The sequence below is a fragment of the uncultured Aquimarina sp. genome (assembly GCF_947492115.1).
In the GTDB taxonomy this organism is placed as follows: domain Bacteria; phylum Bacteroidota; class Bacteroidia; order Flavobacteriales; family Flavobacteriaceae; genus Aquimarina.
In genome coordinates this window covers 151,359-170,921 of sequence record NZ_CANLMM010000008.1, presented here as the reverse complement: position 1 = coordinate 170,921, position 19,563 = coordinate 151,359, and the positions used below count along the sequence as shown (strand labels likewise).

At 30.2% G+C, this 19,563-nt stretch carries 23 protein-coding genes; 22 read left to right on the top strand and 1 reads right to left on the bottom strand.

Annotation, left to right across the window (positions count from 1 at the left end):
• Positions 1-22 precede the first annotated feature (22 nt).
• From Q1A73_RS20645 to Q1A73_RS20540, 22 genes are all read left to right on the top strand, one after another.
• Positions 23-496 (top strand): GNAT family N-acetyltransferase, encoded by a 474-nt coding sequence (locus tag Q1A73_RS20645; protein WP_299609595.1) that lies wholly within the window; start codon positions 23-25, stop codon positions 494-496.
• A 138-nt stretch (positions 497-634) separates the two neighbouring features.
• Positions 635-1,333, top strand: coding sequence for a cyclase family protein (locus Q1A73_RS20640; RefSeq protein ID WP_299609592.1), 699 nt, complete (start codon positions 635-637; stop codon positions 1,331-1,333).
• Between the two features lie 365 nt (positions 1,334-1,698).
• On the top strand, positions 1,699-2,343 hold the full coding sequence (locus Q1A73_RS20635; RefSeq protein WP_299609589.1) for a DUF6090 family protein: 645 nt from the start codon (positions 1,699-1,701) through the stop codon (positions 2,341-2,343).
• A 78-nt stretch (positions 2,344-2,421) separates the two neighbouring features.
• Positions 2,422-3,186, top strand: coding sequence for a hypothetical protein (locus Q1A73_RS20630; RefSeq protein WP_299609586.1), 765 nt, complete (start codon positions 2,422-2,424; stop codon positions 3,184-3,186).
• Between the two features lie 99 nt (positions 3,187-3,285).
• On the top strand, positions 3,286-4,050 hold the full coding sequence (locus Q1A73_RS20625; RefSeq protein ID WP_299609584.1) for a hypothetical protein: 765 nt from the start codon (positions 3,286-3,288) through the stop codon (positions 4,048-4,050).
• A gap of 190 nt (positions 4,051-4,240) precedes the next feature.
• Complete coding sequence (locus tag Q1A73_RS20620; RefSeq protein WP_299609582.1) at positions 4,241-5,368, top strand: serine hydrolase domain-containing protein; 1,128 nt, start codon at positions 4,241-4,243, stop codon at positions 5,366-5,368.
• A gap of 170 nt (positions 5,369-5,538) precedes the next feature.
• The gene (locus tag Q1A73_RS20615) at positions 5,539-6,075 is read left to right on the top strand and encodes a helix-turn-helix transcriptional regulator (RefSeq protein ID WP_299609578.1); all 537 of its coding nucleotides are present in this window, start codon (positions 5,539-5,541) and stop codon (positions 6,073-6,075) included.
• Between the two features lie 106 nt (positions 6,076-6,181).
• Positions 6,182-7,693 carry a class A beta-lactamase-related serine hydrolase gene (locus tag Q1A73_RS20610; RefSeq protein WP_299609574.1) on the top strand — a complete coding sequence of 504 codons (1,512 nt, stop codon included), beginning with the start codon at positions 6,182-6,184 and terminating at the stop codon, positions 7,691-7,693.
• A 195-nt stretch (positions 7,694-7,888) separates the two neighbouring features.
• The gene (locus Q1A73_RS20605) at positions 7,889-8,713 is read left to right on the top strand and encodes an energy transducer TonB (protein ID WP_299609571.1); all 825 of its coding nucleotides are present in this window, start codon (positions 7,889-7,891) and stop codon (positions 8,711-8,713) included.
• 149 nt (positions 8,714-8,862) lie between these two features.
• Positions 8,863-9,630 (top strand): DUF1963 domain-containing protein, encoded by a 768-nt coding sequence (locus Q1A73_RS20600; protein ID WP_299609568.1) that lies wholly within the window; start codon positions 8,863-8,865, stop codon positions 9,628-9,630.
• Positions 9,631-9,699: 69 nt separating this feature from the next.
• On the top strand, positions 9,700-10,170 hold the full coding sequence (locus tag Q1A73_RS20595) for a hypothetical protein (RefSeq protein WP_299609565.1): 471 nt from the start codon (positions 9,700-9,702) through the stop codon (positions 10,168-10,170).
• A 45-nt stretch (positions 10,171-10,215) separates the two neighbouring features.
• A complete protein-coding gene (locus tag Q1A73_RS20590; protein WP_299609562.1) occupies positions 10,216-10,593 on the top strand; it encodes a DUF2750 domain-containing protein in 378 nt (125 codons plus the stop codon).
• 150 nt (positions 10,594-10,743) lie between these two features.
• Positions 10,744-11,181, top strand: coding sequence for a hypothetical protein (locus Q1A73_RS20585; RefSeq protein WP_299609561.1), 438 nt, complete (start codon positions 10,744-10,746; stop codon positions 11,179-11,181).
• 76 nt (positions 11,182-11,257) lie between these two features.
• Positions 11,258-12,490, top strand: a complete 1,233-nt coding sequence (locus tag Q1A73_RS20580) for a hypothetical protein (RefSeq protein WP_299609559.1) — start codon at positions 11,258-11,260, stop codon at positions 12,488-12,490.
• A 63-nt stretch (positions 12,491-12,553) separates the two neighbouring features.
• Positions 12,554-13,111 carry a hypothetical protein gene (locus Q1A73_RS20575; RefSeq protein ID WP_299609558.1) on the top strand — a complete coding sequence of 186 codons (558 nt, stop codon included), beginning with the start codon at positions 12,554-12,556 and terminating at the stop codon, positions 13,109-13,111.
• 67 nt (positions 13,112-13,178) lie between these two features.
• The gene (locus Q1A73_RS20570; protein WP_299609555.1) at positions 13,179-13,898 is read left to right on the top strand and encodes a L,D-transpeptidase family protein; all 720 of its coding nucleotides are present in this window, start codon (positions 13,179-13,181) and stop codon (positions 13,896-13,898) included.
• A gap of 167 nt (positions 13,899-14,065) precedes the next feature.
• Positions 14,066-14,956, top strand: coding sequence for a sugar phosphate isomerase/epimerase (locus Q1A73_RS20565; protein ID WP_299609552.1), 891 nt, complete (start codon positions 14,066-14,068; stop codon positions 14,954-14,956).
• Positions 14,957-15,109: 153 nt separating this feature from the next.
• The gene (locus Q1A73_RS20560) at positions 15,110-15,865 is read left to right on the top strand and encodes an isocitrate lyase/phosphoenolpyruvate mutase family protein (protein ID WP_299609550.1); all 756 of its coding nucleotides are present in this window, start codon (positions 15,110-15,112) and stop codon (positions 15,863-15,865) included.
• On the top strand, positions 15,865-16,923 hold the full coding sequence (locus tag Q1A73_RS20555; RefSeq protein ID WP_299609548.1) for a bifunctional transcriptional activator/DNA repair protein Ada: 1,059 nt from the start codon (positions 15,865-15,867) through the stop codon (positions 16,921-16,923). The genes Q1A73_RS20560 and Q1A73_RS20555 overlap by 1 nt, the downstream gene beginning before the upstream one ends.
• Positions 16,924-16,997: 74 nt before the next feature.
• Positions 16,998-17,531 carry a DUF4442 domain-containing protein gene (locus Q1A73_RS20550; RefSeq protein WP_299609546.1) on the top strand — a complete coding sequence of 178 codons (534 nt, stop codon included), beginning with the start codon at positions 16,998-17,000 and terminating at the stop codon, positions 17,529-17,531.
• 170 nt (positions 17,532-17,701) lie between these two features.
• Positions 17,702-18,244, top strand: a complete 543-nt coding sequence (locus Q1A73_RS20545) for a hypothetical protein (protein WP_299609544.1) — start codon at positions 17,702-17,704, stop codon at positions 18,242-18,244.
• 147 nt (positions 18,245-18,391) lie between these two features.
• Positions 18,392-19,321, top strand: a complete 930-nt coding sequence (locus Q1A73_RS20540; RefSeq protein WP_299609542.1) for a hypothetical protein — start codon at positions 18,392-18,394, stop codon at positions 19,319-19,321.
• Positions 19,322-19,385: 64 nt separating this feature from the next.
• Here the strand turns inward: Q1A73_RS20540 and Q1A73_RS20535 are convergent, their stop codons facing one another.
• Positions 19,386-19,517, bottom strand: a complete 132-nt coding sequence (locus Q1A73_RS20535; protein ID WP_299609540.1) for a hypothetical protein — start codon at positions 19,515-19,517, stop codon at positions 19,386-19,388.
• Positions 19,518-19,563: the final 46 nt, after the last annotated feature.

The following is a 19,563-nucleotide window of genomic DNA, read 5'->3' as shown; positions in this document are numbered from 1 at the left end:
AACTTTAATTAAGAAAACTAAATTGAAAATTAGAGAAACTCATAGAAATACGTATACCATTTCAACTGATAAGGATAAATTAGATATTTTTAGCATTCACAAATTCCTTGCAAACGAAACCGATTGGGCTAACGGAATTCCAATAGAAACACTGAAAACATCCATTGAAAACTCCTTGAATTTTGGGCTTTATCATGAAGATAAGCAAATTGGCTTTGCAAGAATAATTTCAGACTATTCCACTATTGCATATTTAGGAGATGTTTATATTTTAGATGAATACAGAGGAAAAGGGTTGAGTAAATGGCTAATGAGTGAAATAATGGATCACCCTAACCTTCAAGGATTAAGACGCTGGATATTATTAACCAACACAGCCGAATGGCTTTATAAAAAGTTTGGGTTTACCGAAATACCTAACCCCGAATTTTATATGGAGAAACACAACCCTAAAGTATATAAAGAAAAAGATAAAACTAAAACCGACATGGTATAAAAAATTATCCTGATTTGGGATCACCTAAAGATAAGTGCGTATTTATAAGGTTTGGTTTTTCATAGAAAATCCCTGCTCTAAAATCCGTAACTCTTTTTATGCAAAACGTTGACAACAATCAAAAAATCAGAAAATAGCATGGCAAATATTATTGATTTAAGTCAGGAAATTTATCCAGGAATGCCTATTTATAAAGACCTTCCACAGGTTAAAATGACAATCCATAATTCTCACGAAGAATGGAATGGTATAAAAAATCCAGAGACTAAAACACCAGCAGTACATAAATTAGAATTAGGAGAACATACAGGAACTCATGTTGATGCTATTAATCATATGGAAATTCAACATAAAGGAAAGTCGATTGATAAAATGCCTTTATCGATGTTCTATACTGAAGGGATTTGCTTAGATTTTTCTCATAAAGGATTAAAAGAATTAATAAGACCTGATGAAATAGAAATAGCTTGTAACAAGGCTAATTTAAAAATAAAAAAGGGAGATACTGTATTGTTCTATACGGATCATTATAGAAAAAACTTTAATGGAGAAAATTGGGGTAATGGTCCTGGAATTACCGCTGATTCTGCAAGATTCCTAGGAGAAAAGAAAATATCCGCTTTTGGTGTTGAAACGATGTCGCCAGGTGTTCCTGGTATATCAAATAAAGAAGTTCATCATATCTGCGGTGAATTAAATTTTACGCATTATGAGAATATGATAAATCTTCATTTGTTAATCGGAAAAGGCAGGTTTAGATTTATCGGGTTACCATTAAAAATTAGAGGAGGAACTGGATCTCCAGTACGAGCGGTTGCAATATTCGAAAATGAGTAATAAAAACGGTTCTAGAAGGAATTATAATTCATTAGAGAAAATGAAATTAAAAAAATACAGTTTAATTCTTAATTAAAAAGCTTCTACTTATTTGGTAATTCCTCAAATATAAAATGTATAACTCTTTTTTTATTTTATAGTTTTAAAGTGTTTAGTCCTTTTCTGTAGAGAGTTTATTAGAAAATGATAACCTTAAAATATTTATATTTGACTTAATACCAGCTCCAAATGTATTGTCTATCTCCTACCCTTATATTTCTTATACCAAGATGTTATGCCTAATTATAACCAAGTAGCAAACAATGATAAAATTATTTAGAAAAATTAGACAAAACTTGATTACCGAAAAAAAAATCGGAAAGTATATGAAATACGCTATTGGTGAAATCATACTGGTTGTTATCGGAATACTGATAGCCGTACAGATCAACAATTTGAATATCAAGTATCAAAATGAAGAAAAAGAGATACTCTATCTAACCCGACTTACTACAAATTTAGGTTCAGATATCAAACTATATGAAGGGATAGTAAATAAAGATCGTCTTCTAATCGATACATTAAATCGAGTTCAAAAAAATCTACCAAAATATATTGAATCGATAAAAAATCCCATCGAAGATTTTAATTTTTTAACAGCTGGATATAAGTTCAGCTCTAATACAACGGTAATTGACAATCTTATATCATCAGGGCAAATAGAATTATTGAGAAGTAATTATCTAGTTGAAGATATTTTAGTTTACTACAGACAAACAAAACATGTTGAAGAAACAATTGATAAAGCTATTATCGCTCAAAACAACGAAACAATGAATCATCTTATCTTAAGATTTAATTCTAATAATAGCACCGATAGCAGCTATGTAAAAATTCTGGAAAACTCTATTCTATACAGAACTCACTTAATCGAAAAACAAATAAATAGTTATAATCATCAAAAAAACAGAGCTGATAAACTTATAAACAAGATAAATGAAGAAATTCATTTTATTGAAAATGTTTATTAAAAAAAATGTAAAATACTGATAAGAATACGAAAAAATGTGCTAAATCAAAGCTTTTCCGGAAGGTTAAATCAAAACGAAATGAAATTACCAAAAGTATTGCTTCTTTGTTTTCTAATATTCAGCTTAAGCTGTAAATCACAAGAACAAGTTTCAAGAATTAAAATAGTTCAGCCAACTATACAACAAGAAGCTTCTTCAATTTGGAGAACAATAAATGACATCACTTTTTTTGAAAAACAAGGATATAACATTCGTCTACCAAAAAATTCTTTGATTGACTCTTTAATAGTAAAATCCAAGAATGGAACTTTCGGAAATGAGGACTTTTCTGCAATTTATACACTTGTCGAAACCGAAGTTTTTGATCAAAAGAATTATGAGCTGGCAATACAAAAAGTTAACAATGAGATTGACCTTATGAACAATCTTATCCATCAAATAAGTGATACGAAAAGGAATTGGGACTGGGAGTTTAAAATGTTTGACAATTACAAAGTTGCTTTCACTTTGTATGGAACTGGAGGAAGCTATGACCCAGATCAAGGAACAATCACCTTGCTAACGAACAAAGAAGGCAAGTTTATGAAGTATAAAAATCCTGCTTATACAATAATTCACGAAATCACCCATATGGGAATGGAATATTCAATAGTTCGCAAACACAACCTCCCTCACGGATTAAAAGAAAGAATTATAGACACTTTTGTATATCTAATGTTCCAAGAAAAATTACCAGAATATGAGATCCAGACTATGGGAGATGAAAATATTGATGCGTATTTAAATAAGAAAACAGATATTGAATCACTTAATAAGATAGTATCCGATTTTATGCATAAGTAACTTGCTATAGCAACAAACAACTACTCTTATACTTTTATCCTCTTAGTAAACCTTAGCAATGTTATAATTCAACATATAAACCAACCATATAAATTAAACATGAATCAATTGATAATAACATCTGGTATAGCATTATCATTTATACTATTTCAACTGATATTTCCATATAGATCTCCAAAAAATTTAGATTTTTCAAAAATTGAAGAAAATAAAAAGAAATTTAATCGTCTAGAGAAAATGGCAGTTTTATGGATTTTCCTATCACTTGGGTTTATTAGTTTCCTTGTATTCATATTGGGAACTAACCTTGTAGACATTTTGTTTTCGAATGACTATGAATATATAATGAAACCTTCATCGCTATTTTGGTTTTTACCTGGATTAATTTTAGGATTTGGATTTTTGAGAGTTCCAATGGATTTCATTTATAAATTATATCTAAAAAATGATTACTACCTCTATAAACATTTTACCAATATGAAACATGGATTTGATGGTGAAAAAATATGGAGACCTCTAGAATTAATATTTTCCATAACAGGTATGGTATTTTTTATTCTTGGATTAAACTGGTTTGTTCGAATTAATAGTAATCAAATAGAAATTAATGAATTATTTAACTTGAGATCAAAAACTTACAAGATTGAAAACATAGTTAGTCTAGCTCATAGCGATATATTTTTGACGCAAAAAGGAAAGTCTAAAAGTATTGATCATTACGTGATAGGAATGAATGATGAGTATAAATGGAGTAGTCACGTTTTTGGATTCTTCGCTCTAAAAAAGGATAAAGAATTACTTGGTAAAAAAATTAAAGAATTAAGTGATAAAAAAGGATTGGCAATAAAAGAAGTACAGCACTGAAAATTTTATATGTAATACATAGTAAAACAAATAATTAAAACTTTTCTTTTCCTAATCATATTTCACTTTATTTCAATAGCATTGAGCGGCAAAATTTCCAATATATATAGGACATTGCAAAAACATCTTACATGTGAGTTAGTTATTAAAATTCTGGCTTAATTATTGCTTTAAATAGCAAAAAAATATCATGAAATATTCTTTACTCCTTGCATCTCTTTTCTTTATTGTTTTATTCAAAACATCGTTTTCTCAGGAAAATAATTTAGATGATATTGTTCCAAAAATTATCAAAAAAAACGGTGAGAAGTTTGTAAAAAATAAAAATATAAGTTCTGTCTCTATAGGGATCTATAAAGACGGGCGAGTTTATACAGAACACTTTGGAGAAATAGTGAAAGGCAAGAACAACCCTCCTAACGACAACACTATTTATGAAATCGGTTCTATTTCAAAAACCATCACTGGTTATCTCCTTTCTAAAGCTGTTCTAAATAAAAAAATTAAACTAGAAGATGATATTAGAGTTTATCTAGATGGAAACTATCCAAACTTAGAATATAAGGGCGCACCAATAACAATAAAACACCTAATAACGCATACCAGTGGCTTGCCCACTTTCCTTCCTTCTAAGATGAACGGATTGTATGAAAAACTCACTAAAGAAGTACCCAATGAATATTTCGCATTAGAAAAATCATATGATAAAGAAAAGTTTCAACATGATTTAACAACTGTATCCATAACCACAGAACCAGGTATCCATTATTTGTATTCTAACGCAGGTGCAGAATTAATAGGATACATATTGGAAAAAGTCTATCATAAAAGTATTGACGAGTTATTAAAAGATAATTTCTCCAATACATTTAACATGTCTGCGACAACAATTAAATTAGACTCTCTCCAAGCTAAAAACCTTGTTCGTGGGTATTGGATGGACAGTGAAACACTTGCTCCCAATAATTTGAATCCTCTTTGGGGAACTGCAGGCGGAATTAAAATGACAATCACCGATATGATGCGCTATATCAAATTACAACTAGATGATAACAACCCCATAGTTTCTGAATCTCATAAAGCACTTTATGAAATACGCAGTCCATTGCAAATAGGGTATTACTGGAGAATTTGGAAAGATAAGTATGGAACTTCATACAATCATCACGGCGGAACAAGTGGTACTCAGAATTGGTTATTCATTTATCCAAAATATAATCTGGGGATTTCGATTATAACGAATCAGAGCGGTCCTAAAACACCGAAGCTACTAAATAAAACAGCCCAAAAAATGCTTAAAGAATTGATAAAAGAATAAAACAATAAATTATATCCTGTATCGCTTATTATAACTTAATTTCCAGACAAAATTCGTTGCAGATTTACTACTTTAGTGATTCATCTTAATGTTTCATAAGATAATTTACCAACGAGCTGTATACAAAATCGTTTACAATACTGAAGCACCAAATCCATTGACAAAAACATATGCCGAAAGTCCAAGAATACAGAGAAAAACTAAATCTTACGCAACAGGAATTAGCCGAAAAATCTGGAGTATCCATTAGAACAATCCAAAGAATCGAAGCTGGTGCAACATTAAAAGGCCATACCTTAAATGTGTTGGCAGATGCTTTAAATATTGAAAAAGACTTATTGGTTGATAAGAAATCACAAGAAAATATTAACCTGCAATGGGTCAAATGGATTAACCTATCTTCCTTACCCGTTTTAATCATTCCTTGTTTAAATATTTTACTCCCTATCATTATCATTTATAAGAAAAAGGAATTCAATACATTGACCAAACAAATTGTATCCCTTCAAATTTTATGGACGATCATCTCCACTATAGTATTTTTTCTCAGTCCATTTTTTCATAGGATTTTTGAAACTGAAATTCGAATAACATTACCCGTTTTGATCATTTCAGTATTGGTAAACATACTTATGATCTTAATAAACGCCTTTGCTTTATCCAAAAACAAAACCCTTCGTATTAAATTGAATTTCAGCATCATATAATTTATGTCGTAAAACTGTCGGCTTTTTTTCGTATTGTTTTCGTGCTTCTATATGTATAAAATTTGGACTATTGCGCCAAAGTCACATTTAAACACAGAAAACAACAATGAAATATTTAAAACGAATACTATTTACGTTATTAAGCATGTTATCTTTATCTACTAATAGTCAGGTTTCTAAAGAATCAAAACTATTCCAAGAATTAAAAAAGATTGACAGTTTATTTTTTACACAAGGCTTCAATAATTGTAATTTTCAAATTTTAGAACAATACATACCCCAAAACTTTGAGTTTTATCATGATGAAAATGGAGTACAAAACAAAGAAGAATTTCTTAGAGGATTTAAAAAAAGTATTTGTTCAAATCCTGACAGAAAACCAATACGAAAGGTTGTTGAAGAAAGTCTCGAAGTTTATAGACTAAAGAATAACGGTGAAACCTATGGAGCTATTCAAAAAGGGATACATTTATTTTACATAAAAGAACCTCGTAAGAAGTTATTACTCACCAATATTGCGAAATTCACTTCGGTTTGGCGTCTTGATCAAGGACAATGGAAGCTTACAAGAGTGCTAAGTTATGACCATAAAGAACCTGAAGCTGATTATGGAAAAGGATTTCATGCTAACTATCCAATGCCTTTATTCGACAATGATCTCAAAATAGAATCTTTACTAAAAAAACATAAAATCTCATCAATTTCTATTGGACTAATACAACAAGGTAAAGTATCTCAAATTAGAAACTTTGGTGTACAAAAGGATACTATAAAGACTGGGATAAACACCTTTTACAAAGTAGCCTCTTTAACCAAACCAATCGTTGCAAACGTAGTATTAAAACTAGTTGATAAGAAAATATTAGATTTAGACGAACCGCTATCTCAATACTATGTGGACAAGGACTTAAAACACCATCCATATATAAACAAGTTAACCATTAGAAATATATTATCTCATCAATCTGGCTTTCCGAATTGGAGATACCTTACCGAAACAAAAAAACTACATTTTAAAAGAGAACCTGGAACTCAATGGGAATATTCTGGAGAGGGTTTTGAATATCTAAGAAAAGTTATTGAAAATAAACTTCAAAGACGTTTGGAAAATATTGCACAAGAGATCCTATTTGATCCTTTAAAAATGAGAAACACCTCTTTTTATTGGACAAAGCATCTTGACGATAACTTATATGCGGTTGAACATGATGAAAATGGTAAACAGATCCCTTTCGAAAAATATACTAAGGTCAATGCTGCTGCAAACTTATTAACTACGGCAGAAGATTATTCTAAATTTTTAGCTCACGTACTTAATGGAGCTGGATTATCAAAAGAGTTATACAAAGAGTTTATAAAGCCGCAAACCAAAGAGAAAGATGGAATCTTCTGGGGATTAGGTATGCAGATACTACCAAATTTGGATAAAAATGAAACGGTTTTAATGCACACAGGAGGAGATTATGGAACCAAGACAATTGCTATCATATCATTAAAATCGAAAAAAGGATTAGTGCTATTTACCAATTCCGAAAATGGTATGGTGTTATGGCAAAAACTATTAAATGAATATTTCCCAGATTATGGAAGTGAAATTATGAGAAGAAATATGAAATAGTTCTGTATACAATAACCTATTATGGCCATAGTAACTTGAACGATAAGACAGGCCATCTGCCTATTCTAGAAATGGTAAAGTAATGAGCAAAATAACTAGCTAGCAACCAAAGTATAATTTTTGTCTAAAATTAGAGTAACATTTTACGCTGATATGATACTTATTAAATATTATTAAGTGCTTTTTGAAATAAAAATGAAATACATATCTATAATTTTTCTATTGACAACTTCTATCATTTACTCGCAAGAATCTGCGATGTTTGATAGAAGTTTTCATCATAGAACTGATGATTCTAAAAGTAAGAACAAAAGAGAATATTTTTTAAGAGATAGTTTAGTTGAAATTAAAGATTATTATAAAAATAAACTTTTTAGAACTGGTAAATTTTATGGATTCACCGATTTAAACAACCTTGATGAATTTATCTGGTACAACTCTAACAATCAATATGATAAAAACCCTAAATTAAAAACAAAAAACAGAAAAGGAATAGTGCAATACTTTAATAAAGAAGGCAAACAAACTTCCGAGCAATTATTCATTGAAAACAAAACAAAATTTATTCAAATATGGAATAAAGACAAAACATATTTGATTAATGGTTCCGGAAAATATCAATGCAATTCAGACAAAAAGAATGAAAAACTTGTCAGAATTTTTAAAGATTCTGTTGAGATAGAGGGTTATGTTGTTCGGGAATTGAAAAGTGATACCATTTATTATAAGACTGATACAAAAGCATATCCCAAAAATGGACTTAAATCTTTTTATAAAGATTTGGCAAAAAACATAAAATATCCAGGATTTGCCAAACTATTAGGAATTGATAAAAGAATAACGGTAGAATTTGTAGTCAATGAGAATGGAAAGTTGACTGATTTTGAACCATTAAATAATAAAAGTTTAAACTTTGAAAAAAAAGCAATCAAAAAGTTAGAGAAAATGCCAAAATGGGAACCAGCTACTTTGAATGGAAAAAATGTAAAAACCAGATTTAAAATACCGTTAAACATTTAAACATTAAGAACTATAAAAACCACTTTTATTGCATACTTATACAGAAAATTGTTACAAAAATTTTAGTCTATAGTTTACTACAGTTAACTAATTCTAAAATGCTCAATGTCCTATAGGGGAACCTGTATTTAAAATAAAACCATAAATTAATGATTCCCGACTTTTTAAAGAAATTCGAATCTGACTTAAAAAAATACGAACGTGAATTTGTTCGCATAATAGCTAAACCACAAAAAGAAAAGCCTCTGGAGGATAATTTGGATCTAAAAGACAACAAATTTCTCGGGATACCATTCTTTCCAATTAATAAAGAATATCCCAAAGATCAAAATGGAAAACCAATGATAATGATTGCTCAACTAAACTTTGAGCAAATACCGGAACTAGATTTGTTTCCAAAAAATGGAATCCTTCAACTTTTTTTGTCACCTTCAGATTGGTATCTAGATGGCTCGGCTATTGTATACCATACATTTGAAGAGTTAACTAAAGAAACTTTGAGCGACTTTTCATTTATTCAAGAAAAGGATTATGATGAAATGCCTGTTTTTAAACTTCATCGACTATCATTCGAAAAAGGAATTGATAAAGGAGCGTCAGAAGATTCTCAGTTTGATTATCTTTTTGACGATATGGATTACTGGGATTTTACAGAAAACCTCACTGAAGAAAAGGAGAAACAATTTGGAGAATATTTTGATGCAATGGGACATAAAATTGGTGGATATGCAGAATTCACACAATCCGACCCTAGAGATTGCAATGACGGGCAAAGCGATGACATACAAGTTTTACAAATAGATGTTGACGACCACATAATGTTTGGAGATAGTGGTATTGGACATATTTTTATTGATAAAGAAAGTTTACTTGAAAAAGACTTTTCCAAAGCTTATTTTTATTGGGATTGTTGTTAAAAATTATATCTGCTGATTGATAAAAAATAACACCATTATAACACACACAATCTAAAAATGGGATCAAAAATGGAAAAACGAAAAGAAATATCTACTGGAATTATATTTAAAAAATACTTTTTGTCTTGGTTTACTATTTTGGGGTTATTCATTATTACCAAACTTGCAAATGCTAACTCTGGATTCTTGATTTATGCTATATGGACTTTGGCAATATTGTTTTCTATTTTATGTATTTGCCTTAAAAAAGTGGAGTTTACTTCAGAACTTGTTTATTTTAATGGTAAAGCTTTTAATTATAATCAAATAAAATATCTAAAAGTATTTGATTTCAATAAGGATACTTTTTATCTTTTTATAACCGATTCAGATAACATTTTTAATAAATATCATTTTACACAGTTAGGTTTTGGTCAAAAAATAGGATATCTAGGATTATTTAAAATGATATTTTCAAAGACTTTGGATAAAAAACTACCTCTTGCTCAATTCCTCGAACTTTTAAAAGAAAAATCCGACATAAAATCGAAAATCAATTAAAAATAAAATGTAGAACGATAAATATTAGCTCTCATTAGGTCGATGATGAATCAAAAAAAATATCAAAATATAATACAATCAAGTAATGACGAACGTTATGAATATCTAGTTCGTAAAGTTGCCGACTTTGAAACTATATATCTAATTTATGGAAGGTTTTGGCAAATAGGTACATTTAATATAAACGGTGCTGAATGTATATTGGTTTTTCCTGAAAAAGACTTTGCTGAACAGCATATAAAGTCGGAAGAATCTAAAAGTGTAAAGAAGAAAAGTTTAAATAAATTCATTCATTGGTTAGAAAAAGATAAATCTAACAAATTGAATTTAGCCGTTTTCCCAAATCAACAAAACGAAGTTAAAATTGTAAGCGCATCCGAATTTAAGAATGATCTACTAAAAGAATGTGAGCAATATGAATAAAACCATTAATTATTAGCTCATTTCTTTACAGAATTACACTTTATATTATACAACCCAATCATAACCCAGACTAAATAATTCTATGAAATAAGGTAACATATCTTCCTATCAAGATACAAAGTATTAAACGTTATAACCAATTTGAAAGCCATGAAGATCAAAATACAAATATTAGCATGTTGTCTCTTAGCATCCTGTAGTTCTCAATTACATAAAATAAATGATGTCTCAGATATAGAAAAGTTAGCTGGAGCACTTAATATTGAACTTCAAATGGAAAAAATAGAACCTATTTGTAGCGAAATTGGACTTCAGCAAGTCGAAAAATTTCTTGAAAGTAAATCAGAACGTGAACAGACAGAATATATTCTTAAAGTCGGATCATATCTTGGAGAATGTATAATTAAATCCTATGGAGGTGAATGGATTGAACACGAGCCTGGAATATGGGGGATTAAATTATCTGACAACAATCTTGTATTCCCTATTGGAAAAGTTCAGAAATTTGTAAATGATCCTACTGGAGAGTCTTTCTCATCCATGTATGGAATCATCCCAGTAGTTTTTGAATTAAATAAAAAACCATAACAAAATATATTTTTCTTTATCACTCCGATACAACAATATGCGTCTACAATCCTAAATCCATTAAAAAGCATAACACTTGATTCACGATAAAAACAAATACCAAATTTTAGATAAAAATAAAATTAGACTTTCTGGTTTAGTTTCAAAATACGGGATGAATACCTCAGGAACCCTTTTTGCCATTCTACACCCTAACAAAATGGATGCGTCATGGAATCATTACAGGTTAGTTGGGATTTCTCTCGACAAAGGAATTATATGGGAACATGAAACATCTGACTTTAAACCTAATGAATTGAGAATCTCGGATAACGGAGATGCTTATATTAGTTATGCCAACGAAATACGACAGGTATCTCAGGATGGAAAGATTCAAAAATCAATAATGTTCAAAATAAATGCGCATCAAGAAATTGGAAGCTTCGCACTAATTAATGATGGGTTTCTCATTACTCTTCAAGGAAAAGGTAAACCAAATGCTAAAGTCCAACGAACTACATTGGATGGAGAGGTAATTTGGGAATCTCCGATTCCATCAAAAGACATATCTTACAAAGGGTTAGTTCAAATGAGTGCAAAAGATAATTGGGAAGCAAGAGAGGCACCTCCTTGGAATCCTAAATCCTGGAATTGTTTAATTAATAACGAAATAGTTATTTCAGGTAAAAATGTCCTAGTTAATTATTTTGAGTTTCCTGGTAGCGCAATTGGTATATCTTTTTGTTTAAATATCAATACCGGTAGTATACAATGGCAAACAAAACCAGCACCATTTGAATCAGTTTGTGGGCTAAAAAATGGCGAATTCTTAATCGGTCATCAAGGATATGGAGCTTTTGACACAAATTTATACAGTAAAGATGGTAAGATAATTGAAAAATGGGAATCTGTGGGCGCCGTGGTAGTGAATTCTAATGATGAAATCTTCGCTATTGAAATGGACAACAATACCTCCTCTAAACTACATTTTGTAGAATTAAAAAAAGGAGGTAAAGTAAAAAAGGGAAAAAGGATTCCAGGTTATTATATTATTAATCCCGTGATTGATGATTTAGGAAACACTATATTTTGGAGAAATAACGAACTAATGATTATGGATCACAGAGGAATTTTGCACAAGCTATTTTCTGTTGAACCCACTGAACGAGATTGGACTTCTGATCGAATGTTATTATATAAAAAAGGAATTTTAGTATTTTCAGTAAATGAAAATTTATACGTTCTGAAAACCACTCTTGGAAACCTTGAAAAAAGTTCGTGGCCCTGTAAGTATGCAAATAATGAAAGAAACCCAATAATAAAAATATAGATTGACACTAGATTAAAATCTATTTTCAAATAACCATTATGTGAAATTTAGAAGTAATTGAGTTTGGAAGGAAAAATCATAGAAAATATTGAGCAACTATTCAAAAAATATCCTGAACTAATTAAAACTGGATCTAAAACGAAACAAAGTATTTTTCAAAAAATTAAAAGAAAAATACAGAATAAGATTCCAAATTGGTACAATCAAATTCTAACTGAATATCCAATGAAAGGTTTGAAAATTGGAATTCCATTTAACTACGGTTGGGAATCATTAAAAGATAAAAAACAAAACGAGCTTCCTTTTATGATTACATCATTGAACAGCCTAAATGATATTGAATTCATGGCTAATAAGGAATTTCCTGGTTGCGAATTAATTAAAGCTGGATATATCTGTATTGCTCCTAACGAAAATAATGATGGTGATGGTTTTTACATCAATACTAAAGAAAAAAATCCAAGCGTAATTTACATATATCACGATTGTGGAGAAAGTACTTCTGAATTAATTAAGAATGGGCAAATTATAAGTAAGTCCTTCTCCGACTTCTTAGCAATTATTCGCCCAACTAAGTTTGCCGAAAAGTGGTTAGACGAAAATGAAGAATTATGGAAATAGAATACATTTTCCGCAACATATCTGATCATGATAGTATAGTAACAAAGTTAAGCTAACAATTAAAATAATGATAAGAAAACTAGTCTTAATAGTAGGATTAATAGTCATCATAATAGTATTCCTGAAATTCGGGAGGTCGATCTATATCCCCTTACTTAACAAAGTAAAAGGAAAAGAAACTGTTAAGTCAAGAATAGAGCGCATTGAAAAAGACGTTTGGAATCGACTCGAAAAAAATTTAGAGATAGCAGGTTATAAAATGGACTATCCAGAAGAGATTATTCTTGTTGCTTTTAAAGAGGAAAGAATACTACAGGTTTATTCTAAAGATTACAGTGGAATTAAACTAATTAAAGAATATCCTTTCACAGCATTTAGTGGTCAATTAGGTCCTAAGTTAAAAGAAGGTGACAAACAAATTCCTGAAGGTATCTATAAAGTAGAATATTTAAACCCTAACAGCTCATATTACTTATCCGTAAAAGTGAGTTATCCAAACGAATTCGACAAATCAAAAACTGAATTTACAAATATTTCGGAAATGGGTGGAGATATATTCATACATGGAAAATCTGCAACAATCGGATGCATTCCAATTGGAGATCAAGCCATAGAAGAAGTATTCTTATTGACACAAAAAGCGATAAACAACGATATTAAAGTAATTATTAGTCCTAGAGATTTTAGAATAAACTCAGAATACCCAAAAATTGAAAAAATTAATTGGGAAAATGAACTATATGAAATGATACATAACGAATTAAAAACACTACCTAACAACAGGTAAGGTTCATAGGTAGTAAACAAAGAAACTACAACTACTCTTTCAGCTAGTTATCATAGATCGGAAATTTCTCTAAATATCCCTCACTCTCCTACCCTTTTATTAAATTAGTATCTATAATAACCTAAATCCTTTTTAACCAGAATCTCACGATAAAGGAAATACACATTATGAATCGAAGAAAGTTTATAAAGACAGGAGCGATTAGTAGTGCATCCATACTTGCCTATCCTTCCATGAATTTCCACAATACGACTAATTATAAATTGGGATATCAGTTATTTTCTATAAGAGATAGAATGAAAACAGATCCCTTAGATACACTAAAGAAATTAAAATTAGCAGGGTATCAAGATTTTGAAATTTATGGATATGATGCAACTAAAAACAAAATTTATGGATTTAGTCCTAAAGAGTTTTACACAATATTAAATGATTTAGGGTTAACCGTTTCCAGCGGACATTATGGTTTTTCAGATTACTTAAACAAATCAGATGTAGTCCTAGAAAAATATGTTGACAAATGTATAGTAGCAGCCAAAGAACTAAAAAGTAAATATATTACGTGGCCTTGGTTAGATCCGAAACAGAGAACAATAGAAAATTTTAAACTACTGTCATCCAAATTAAACAAAATTGGCGAACAAGTATATAAATCAGGATTAGGTTTTGCGTATCATAATCATGGTTTCGAATTTGAAAAACATAATGGAACTAGCGGATATCAAATTATATTAAATGAAACGGATTCTGCACTTGTAAAACTTCAATTAGATATATATTGGGTTATGCATTCATCTGATAAAACGCCAAAAGAAATTGTTGCTAGTCAATCGGGAAGAATCGTTATGTGGCATATAAAAGATATGGACAAACAAACTCGGGATTATACAGAATTAGGAAATGGCTCTATCAATTACAAAGAGGAATTACCAGATCCTAAACAGTCAGGACTAGATTTTTTTTATATAGAACAAGGCGGAAATTTTACCGTAAACTCTATGCAAAGCGCCATCGATAGTGCTAATTATTTTAATAAAAACTTAAAAGCCAAATTATAGGAAGAAGTATCATTTAGTTACTGCAGTAAATAAGGCTTTAGATGATTCCATGACAAAATGATTGTTCTTACCTTATTAGTAAAAAAATACTCGTCAAATTTTCGGTTGCTGAATAAATTTCATCTTGAGTCCTTTGTATAAAATTACAAACAAATGAAATTTAAAGACTTACACAATCAAGAAAAACCATTACTTATTGGAAATGTATGGGATGTTACCAGTACCAAAACTGCCGAAAAATTGAATTTCCAAGCCATTGGTACTTCTAGTTCTGCAATTGCTCAAATTTTAGGATATAGAGATGGAGAGGAAATGGAATTTTCCGAAATGGAATATATGGTGAAGAGAATAGCTCTAAACACAAAACTTCCATTGTCAGTAGATTTAGAATCAGGATATGGTGATAAACCAAAAGAAATTGTTGATCGAATTAAAAGATTATTTGCGTTAGGAGTGGTTGGAATTAATATTGAAGATAGCTTAGTTACCCAAAAAAGAATTCTATTAGAAGCTGATAGATTTGCAAACACATTAGCCGAAATAAAAGAACTTTTAGAAAAAGATAAGATTGATATTTTTCTAAATGTGAGAACAGATACATTTATCCTACTTCAGGAAAACATCATTGAAGAAACAAAAAAAAGAATTCAGCTATACGAAGATGCTGGCGCTGATGGAATTTTCATACCTTGTATTGAAAAAGAAGTTGATATCAAAACAATCGTTGATTCAACTAATTTACCACTTAATGTGATGTCCATGCCTAATCTCCCAAACTTTGATACACTATCCAAATTAGGTGTAAAGCGAATAAGTAGTGGTAATTTCCTTTTTGATAAAATGTATCGTCTATTTGAGCAAATAACAGGAACAGTTTTAAACGAAAAATCATTTAATCCCATTTTTTAATGCTTATAACTGACAACAAAAAAATAGAATTATATTACCAGGCTTTACTAGAAAGGAATCAAAGCTTTGTAGGTATCTTTTTTGTTGGTGTAAAAACAACCTCAGTTTTTTGTATCGCTACTTGTAGAGCGCGAAAACCAAAAAAGGAAAATGTTGAGTTTTACACTACTTTTAAAGAAGCTTTAAATAATGGTTACAGACCTTGTAAAGTTTGTAAGCCAACACAAAATGCAAATCAAGCACCAGAACAAGTAGAAAGTGCAATTATATTAGTAAAAGAAAACCCTAAAGAGAAAATAACGGATTATCAGTTAAGACAAAAAGGTATTAGTCCAGAAGTGGTTAGAAGGTGGTTTAAAAAAAATTATGGTATGACTTTTCATGCATATCAAAGAATGTACAGAATTAATAATGCTTTTCAAGAACTTAAACAAGGAAAGAAAACCACAGCCACCGCTTTCGATACTGGTTATGAATCACTGAGTGGTTTTGGATATACTTTTAAAAAATTAGTAGGAAAATCACCAAAAAAGAGTACCGCAGAAAATCTAATACTCATCAACCGTCTCACAACACCTTTAGGGCCAATGTTTGTTTGTGCAACTAATAATGGAATTTGTTTACTAGAGTTTGTTGACAGAAGAATGCTGGAAACAGAATTCAAAGACTTACAAAAGTTATTAAAAGCAAATATCATTTCTGGGGAAAATGAACATATTAAGCAAGTCAAAAAAGAGATTAAAGAATACTTTGATGGTTCTAGAAAAACTTTTGATGTAAAACTCGAAACCCCAGGAACTGATTTTCAAAACTTGGTTTGGAAATGTTTGCAGCAAATAGCATATGGAACAACGACAACTTATGAAAAACAAGCTAAAAAGATCAATAATCCAAAAGCAATTAGAGCAGTCGCCTCAGCAAATGGTTATAATCGTATTGCGATTATCGTACCTTGTCATAGAGTAATCGGAAAAAATGGAAAAATGACTGGCTACGGAGGAGGAATTGAACGAAAAAAATGGTTAATTGAACACGAATATAAAAATGCCAGTAGATAACAACAAATGAAAAACATTTTTAAAGCCCACTGAAAAAATAAAAAGTTTTACATTAGTTTAAATAGCAATTTATAATGTCATTATACAAAAAAGTAGCAACTATCGGTGGTCGATTTTTTAAGTTGAAAACCCTATTTAAGTACGGTTTCAATTATTCGCCAATGTACAGAAGAAGTACGGCAAGGGTAATTGAAGTTTCAGAAGACTTACTAGAAGTAAAAATAAAACTTCCTATAAGTTATAAGAATAGAAATTATGTAAACTCTATTTTTGGTGGAAGTATGTTTTCTGCGGTAGATCCGATACCAATGGTTCAACTAATTAATCTTCTGGGTGACGATTATGTAGTCTGGGATAAATCTGCTGAAATCTTCTTCAAAAAACCTGCAAAAGAAGATTTATATGCACGTTTTACTTATACAACAGAAGAACTAGACTCCATTAAACAGCAAGTCTCAGAAAAAAATGAAATCGAAATTTTGAAAAACACAGTACTCACTAATAAAAATGAAGCAACCATCTTTTGTGAAGTAAAAAAAACAATCTATGTTGCTAATAAGAACTACTACAAACAAAAGCGAAAGCAAGCTAGAACTGCACTGAAATAAACCGTCTAATTGCAACTACTAAACCTCATTAAAGGTTACATTGTGTTTTACAATTTCCTCTTGTATATACTGGATTTTCTTACCTGTCCATACTTTGTCCATAGCAAAAACTAGGTGCAGGTAGTATTTTGAAATAGGTTTGCCTTGTTGAATCTAAAAAACAAAATATTATGAAAACATTAAAGTTCACAATCTTTATTTCAGTATTGTTAGCATTTGCTACTGCTTGTAGTACCGACGATGGCATTCTAGAGCCACAAACAGAATCTTTTAAAGTAAAAGCAGTCTCCATTGTCTCACGACAATTTCCGGATACAGAAGGAGAAGCTCTCGAACTTTATGGAAGAATCAGTACTACTATAGCAGTTGGCGATACTACTGAAGAACATATTTTATGGGAACGAAATCGCGACTTTTTCGAATCAATAGGTACTCAAGAATTCTTGATCAATTCCGAAGGGTCTGAACATACTTTTACGATTACCCAAGATGAAATACTAAATGGAGCAGAATTTAGATTTTATACACAAATGTATGATAGAGATCCAGATGGGAATATCGATGATTATTTAGGAAATGAACTTCGATCTCAATTTGTACAAGTTTTTCGCACAGTGTCCAATGAAAACAATCCTGTAGAATTCGAATTTAGACTTACAGAATTTACTGGAGTAGATGTACGAGTTCGGTTTTCTGTTGAACATATACGATAAACACTATTAAGGAGGTAATTTATAACTCTATGCATAAGCAACATTTGCTCTGTTTTGGTTAATTCAGGGTAACATTTAGCAGCATTAGGATACTTATATAAAATGTTGACTACAATTTTTATATATTTCTAATGTAACTTTACCTTTATGAAAAAAGAAACTATTGGCTTCTTGATATTTAAATATGGAATCTACGTTATTTTAGGAGGATTACTTTTAATGAGAGTCTGTGGGTATTCTATTGAAGAATTCATTCACAGCTACAAAGCAAAAAACGAAATGGAAACTATTCATTATGGCGGATCTGTTTCCGAGGTTAATAAGTATATTGAAATGAGGAATAAAAAAGTTGAGGAGCTTAATTATTTAATTTCAGAAAAAGCAAAACAACTTAATTCCATTCTATACTACACAAATGATACAACCAAAATAAACTCTGCAAAAATTCGTGCAAACAGAGAATATAGAAGCCAATATGTTAATCCTTCTCAAATTGGTAGAAATTATATTGCTGAATCAGAAGAAACTTTAAGATACATAAATGAATTTCAAAAAAAGGAAGATAGTTTAGGTTATAATATTTTTATTGATCGAGGAAAAGGGAATGAATTTATTGCTAATATTTTCGAAAAAAAATTAAGTAGTACCATACATCTCAAAAACATCAATAAAAAAGATTCTAAAAACAAATATAAGGTGATTCAACTTTATTACTATTCCGATAAGGCAAAACAACGATTGACCGAACAAATAGAGAATAGAAAGGCAACTTGGTTTGTTGCAGTTGGTACAACACCTAAAAAAGAAATAGCATTATTAGATGAAATACAATTTTCTACAACTGTTTTTACAGAAGAAGAGCTTCAAAATCAAAAATTAAATCATAATGGTCTTAAATCACTATTCGCTCCAAGTGTAAATTTATCAAAAGAAAGTACCTTCTACTTTATTTGTTACAATAAAAAAATGGACAAACTTACTTTTTCAAAAAAAGCAGAACTTTTTAAAACTATGTTCTTGAAGAAGCAACCCACTTTAGAAGGAAAGATTAAATCTGTAAAAGTTAACTTCGATTAAGCTACTATTAATGAAGAGAATATGTTTCCTTCAAAAAAGTAATAAGATATAGGATAAACTATGCTTACTCATAAATCCCATTTAGATAATCTTCTTTTTCGCTCAATCGTTGATATCCGATTTCAAAAAGCTCCTTGTTTTCGGAAGTACCTTTTATTTGTTTGTCATTAAAGTCTACATCAATAAGTCGCTGCAAGCCGAATGCGGTAGGTGTTTCAAAACCTAAACTAATTTATTGACTT

Excerpts from the sequence above, each read along its gene's own strand:
- Q1A73_RS20640 (WP_299609592.1), top strand. The coding sequence starts at position 635 with ATGGCAAATATTATTGATTTAAGTCAGGAAATTTATCCAGGAATGCCT.
- Q1A73_RS20635 (WP_299609589.1), top strand. The coding sequence starts at position 1,699 with ATGAAATACGCTATTGGTGAAATCATACTGGTTGTTATCGGAATACTG.
- Q1A73_RS20630 (WP_299609586.1), top strand. The coding sequence starts at position 2,422 with ATGAAATTACCAAAAGTATTGCTTCTTTGTTTTCTAATATTCAGCTTA.
- Q1A73_RS20625 (WP_299609584.1), top strand. The coding sequence starts at position 3,286 with ATGAATCAATTGATAATAACATCTGGTATAGCATTATCATTTATACTA.
- Q1A73_RS20620 (WP_299609582.1), top strand. The coding sequence starts at position 4,241 with ATGAAATATTCTTTACTCCTTGCATCTCTTTTCTTTATTGTTTTATTC.
- Q1A73_RS20615 (WP_299609578.1), top strand. The coding sequence starts at position 5,539 with ATGCCGAAAGTCCAAGAATACAGAGAAAAACTAAATCTTACGCAACAG.
- Q1A73_RS20610 (WP_299609574.1), top strand. The coding sequence starts at position 6,182 with ATGAAATATTTAAAACGAATACTATTTACGTTATTAAGCATGTTATCT.
- Q1A73_RS20605 (WP_299609571.1), top strand. The coding sequence starts at position 7,889 with ATGAAATACATATCTATAATTTTTCTATTGACAACTTCTATCATTTAC.
- Q1A73_RS20600 (WP_299609568.1), top strand. The coding sequence starts at position 8,863 with ATGATTCCCGACTTTTTAAAGAAATTCGAATCTGACTTAAAAAAATAC.
- Q1A73_RS20595 (WP_299609565.1), top strand. The coding sequence starts at position 9,700 with ATGGAAAAACGAAAAGAAATATCTACTGGAATTATATTTAAAAAATAC.
- Q1A73_RS20590 (WP_299609562.1), top strand. The coding sequence starts at position 10,216 with ATGAATCAAAAAAAATATCAAAATATAATACAATCAAGTAATGACGAA.
- Q1A73_RS20585 (WP_299609561.1), top strand. The coding sequence starts at position 10,744 with ATGAAGATCAAAATACAAATATTAGCATGTTGTCTCTTAGCATCCTGT.
- Q1A73_RS20570 (WP_299609555.1), top strand. The coding sequence starts at position 13,179 with ATGATAAGAAAACTAGTCTTAATAGTAGGATTAATAGTCATCATAATA.
- Q1A73_RS20565 (WP_299609552.1), top strand. The coding sequence starts at position 14,066 with ATGAATCGAAGAAAGTTTATAAAGACAGGAGCGATTAGTAGTGCATCC.
- Q1A73_RS20560 (WP_299609550.1), top strand. The coding sequence starts at position 15,110 with ATGAAATTTAAAGACTTACACAATCAAGAAAAACCATTACTTATTGGA.
- Q1A73_RS20555 (WP_299609548.1), top strand. The coding sequence starts at position 15,865 with ATGCTTATAACTGACAACAAAAAAATAGAATTATATTACCAGGCTTTA.
- Q1A73_RS20550 (WP_299609546.1), top strand. The coding sequence starts at position 16,998 with ATGTCATTATACAAAAAAGTAGCAACTATCGGTGGTCGATTTTTTAAG.
- Q1A73_RS20545 (WP_299609544.1), top strand. The coding sequence starts at position 17,702 with ATGAAAACATTAAAGTTCACAATCTTTATTTCAGTATTGTTAGCATTT.
- Q1A73_RS20540 (WP_299609542.1), top strand. The coding sequence starts at position 18,392 with ATGAAAAAAGAAACTATTGGCTTCTTGATATTTAAATATGGAATCTAC.